The sequence below is a fragment of the Bacteroides sp. 2201st1_D9_2201SCRN_220225 genome (assembly GCF_040928965.1).
Classification (GTDB): Bacteria; Bacteroidota; Bacteroidia; order Bacteroidales; family Bacteroidaceae; genus Bacteroides; species Bacteroides stercoris.
The window spans coordinates 1-3,973 of the sequence record NZ_JBCODG010000138.1 but is presented as its reverse complement, the minus strand read 5'-3'; the positions used below and the strand labels follow the sequence as shown (position 1 = coordinate 3,973).

Genomic DNA, 3,973 nt, shown 5'->3' with positions numbered 1-3,973 from the left:
TCTAAATGATCCCCTGATTCCGGGGCTTTTTGATTAATTGTTTAACTCGTCCCATTTTAACGGGACACTAATGATATAATATGACAAAATGTAAGAATACACAGGATTATCACCCCAAACCACTAAACAGTTAATATATGCTTAATTTAGAAAATATAAAATAATAAATACAACAAATTCACCCCCTATTATTGTTATATAAGGGATTATTTTAGAAATTAGCCAATAGTAGAGAACATAACAACCTTATCTAATTTTTTAAATAATAAGTATATGGTTTTACAATTATTATTTGTACTGACCGCTATTATCATAGGTGCACGCTTAGGCGGCATAGGTCTCGGAGTAATGGGCGGCGTAGGTTTGGGCATACTGACTTTTGTATTTGGCTTACAACCCACTGCACCACCGATAGACGTAATGTTGATGATAGCCGCCGTTATTTCCGCAGCTTCCTGCATGCAGGCGGCCGGCGGACTTGATTACATGGTAAAGTTAGCAGAAAAACTGCTGCGCAAGAACCCGTCTCAGGTTACTATCCTCAGCCCCATCGTCACCTACCTGTTTACTTTCGTAGCCGGTACAGGACACGTGGCATACTCGGTTCTTCCCGTCATTGCCGAAGTTGCAACCGAAACCAAAATCAGACCTGAGCGTCCGCTGGGTATCGCTGTCATCGCTTCACAGCAGGCTATCACGGCAAGTCCCATTTCGGCGGCTACGGTTGCACTGCTCGGTCTGCTTGCCGGATTCGACATCACTTTATTCGACATACTTAAAATAACGATTCCGGCAACAATTCTCGGCGTACTGGTAGGCGCATTGTGCTCCATGCGCGTGGGAAAAGAACTGATTGACGACCCGGAATATCAAAAACGTATGGCAGAAGGCTACTTCGACGGTAAGAAAGTGAAAATCGACGATGTAACAAACAAACGCCATGCTATGATTTCGGTACTCATATTTATCCTTGCCACGGCATTCATCGTTCTTTTCGGCTCATTCGAAGGGATGCGTCCTTCTTTCCTGATTGACGGAAAAACAGTTTCCTTAGGGATGTCCGCCATTATCGAAATCATCATGCTTTCGGCTGCCGCCCTCATTTTGCTGGTAACTAAGACAGACGGAATAAAAGCAACACAAGGCTCTGTCTTCCCGGCTGGAATGCAGGCTGTAATCGCCATCTTCGGCATTGCCTGGATGGGCGATACGTTCCTGAATGGAAATATGGCGCAACTCACCGCCTCTATCGAAGGTATCGTACGCCAGATGCCCTGGCTGTTCGGCATCGCTTTGTTCGTCATGTCTATCCTGCTGTACAGTCAGGCAGCCACAGTACGTGCTTTAGTACCGCTGGGCATTGCTTTGGGCATATCGCCATATATGCTGATAGCCATGTTTCCTGCCGTAAACGGGTATTTCTTCATCCCGAACTACCCTACCGTAGTTGCAGCCATCAACTTTGACCGTACGGGAACCACCCGAATCGGTAAATATATACTCAACCACTCTTTTATGATGCCGGGTATCGTCTCTACGGCAGTTGCCATAGCCTTGGGATTATTATTCATACAATTTTTCTAAGCATATTTACCTTTAACCTATTTTTTAATTCAAACAAATTAAGTTATGAAAAGATTAGAAAAACTCAGCATGGTAGCCGTTATGCTACTGCTTTCCGTCACAATGGCTTTCGCTCAGCAGAAGCCTAACATCCATATCCTTGCCACCGGCGGAACCATTGCCGGAACCGGAACATCTGCAACCGCCACCAACTATACTGCCGGACAAGTAGCCATCGGTACGCTGCTCGATGCCGTACCCGAACTTAAAAACATAGCTAACGTAACCGGCGAACAAATTGTCAAGATAGGTTCACAAGACATGAACGATGATGTATGGCTGACTCTTGCAAAGAAAATCAACCAGCTTCTGAAACGCTCTGACATCGACGGCATCGTAATTACCCACGGAACCGATACGATGGAAGAAACGGCCTATTTCCTCAACCTGACGGTCAAGAGCGACAAACCGGTAGTTCTGGTCGGAGCAATGCGCCCCTCTACCGCAATCAGCGCCGACGGACCTCTTAACTTATACAATGCCGTCGTTGTGGCCGGAGCAAAAGAGTCCAAAGGGAAAGGTGTTTTAGTGGCAATGAACGGAAGCGTGCTTGGTGCTGCAAGCGTATTGAAGATGAACACTGTTGACGTGCAGACCTTCCAAGCTCCCAACGCGGGTGCACTCGGTTATGTACTGAACGGCAAGGTCACGTATAATATGTCGTCTGTAAAGAAACACACCACCCACTCGGTATTTGATGTTACCAATCTGAACTCACTCCCCAAAGTGGGAATTGTCTACAGCTATTCAAACATCGAGGCTGACATGGTGACCCCGATGCTAAGCAATGGCTATAAGGGTATCATCCATGCAGGAGTAGGCAATGGAAACATTCACAAGAATATATTCCCCGTATTAACGGAAGCCCGCAAAAAAGGTATTCTCGTAGTCCGTTCGTCAAGAGTGCCGACGGGTCCCACTTCGCTCGATGCAGAAGTAGACGACGCACAGTATCAGTTTGTCGCATCACAGGAACTGAATCCCCAGAAAGCACGTGTCCTGCTGATGCTTGCACTGACCAAAACCACCGACTGGAAACAGATTCAGGAATATTTCAACGAATATTAAAAACAGATAGAAATGATAAAGAAACTCACATTTATACTTCTGGCTGCGGGCTGTACACAAATCATGTACGCCCAAAGCACGGAGAAGAACGAGAAGTTCCTTGAAAACAAGACCCTGTTTGAAGAACTCACCAATGTAAAGAAAAAACAAGATAAGTTCAACTTATTCCTCAATATGCAGGGCAGCTTCGATGCAAACTTCCGCGACGGCTTCGAAGAGGGAGCTTTCAAAATGAGGCAACTCCGCATTGAAGCCAAAGGAAATATCAACAACTGGCTTTCATACCGATACAGGCAACGGCTGAACCGCTCGAACGACAGTAGCGGCAACATAGACAACCTTCCTACTTCCATCGACATTGCAGGGATAGGTGTGAAACTGGGAAAAGGATTTTCTATTTTTGCCGGTAAGCAATGCACCGCATACGGCGGTATCGAGTTCGACCTGAATCCTATCGAGATATATGAATACAGCGATATGATTGAGAACATGAGCAACTTCATGACCGGTTTGAACATCGGATATGACATCAATGCCCACCAGCAGTTGAACCTGCAAATACTGGACAGCCGCAACGGCTCTTTCAACAAGACGTATGGAGTTGAAACCGAAGACGGCGAACAGCCTGCCATAGAATCGGGCAAGCTGCCGCTCGTATACACCCTGAACTGGAACGGTAATTTCAATGACATATTCAAGACACGCTGGTCCGCCTCTATCATGAATGAAGCAAAGGACAAGAATCTTTATTATTTTGCATTCGGTAATGAATTGAACTTGAATAAGTTCAACATGTTCCTCGACTTCATGTACTCCAAAGAAGGTATCGACCGCAAGGGTATCATGACAGGGATAACGGGCAGTATGGAAGGACACAATGCTTTCGATGCCGGATATTTTTCAATGGTAACCAAGTTGAATTACCGTTTCCTGCCTAAATGGAACGCTTTCGTAAAAGGAATGTATGAAACAGCATCTCTCACCAAACAGCAGGGAGATTTGGAAAAAGGCAAATACCGCACCGCATGGGGTTATTTTGCCGGTGTGGAGTTCTATCCTATGGATACCAATTTGCATTTCTTCCTTACATACGTAGGACGTTCCTATGACTTCACCGCCCGCGCCAAAGCACTCGGACAAGAGAACTATTCTACAAACAGAGTATCGGTGGGATTCATTTATCAGTTACCGATGTTCTAGATTTTTACGGGTCAATGTAAAAACCTGAGGGGTAATATTTGTAAAAATCCTATCTTTGCATAAAACTAACTCAGAAATCTTA

Annotated in this window: 3 protein-coding genes; all 3 read left to right on the top strand. The window is 45.3% G+C overall.

Translation table 11 applies throughout. The features are described 5' to 3' along the window. The first annotated feature begins 273 nt into the window (after positions 1-273). The 3 genes from AB5903_RS21950 to AB5903_RS21940 are packed head-to-tail and all read left to right on the top strand — an operon-like array spanning position 274 to position 3,891. Positions 274-1,584 carry an anaerobic C4-dicarboxylate transporter family protein gene (locus tag AB5903_RS21950; RefSeq protein ID WP_005652705.1) on the top strand — a complete coding sequence of 437 codons (1,311 nt, stop codon included), beginning with the start codon at positions 274-276 and terminating at the stop codon, positions 1,582-1,584. Positions 1,585-1,629: 45 nt separating this feature from the next. Beyond that, positions 1,630-2,691, top strand: coding sequence for an L-asparaginase 2 (ansB, locus tag AB5903_RS21945; RefSeq protein ID WP_005652708.1), 1,062 nt, complete (start codon positions 1,630-1,632; stop codon positions 2,689-2,691). Positions 2,692-2,706: 15 nt separating this feature from the next. Then, positions 2,707-3,891 (top strand): porin, encoded by a 1,185-nt coding sequence (locus tag AB5903_RS21940; protein ID WP_034536036.1) that lies wholly within the window; start codon positions 2,707-2,709, stop codon positions 3,889-3,891. Positions 3,892-3,973: the final 82 nt, after the last annotated feature.

What these genes read in the sequence shown, in the direction of transcription:
- ansB (WP_005652708.1), top strand. Translation starts at nt 1,630, where the DNA reads ATGAAAAGATTAGAAAAACTCAGCATGGTAGCCGTTATGCTACTGCTT.
- AB5903_RS21950 (WP_005652705.1), top strand. Translation starts at nt 274, where the DNA reads ATGGTTTTACAATTATTATTTGTACTGACCGCTATTATCATAGGTGCA.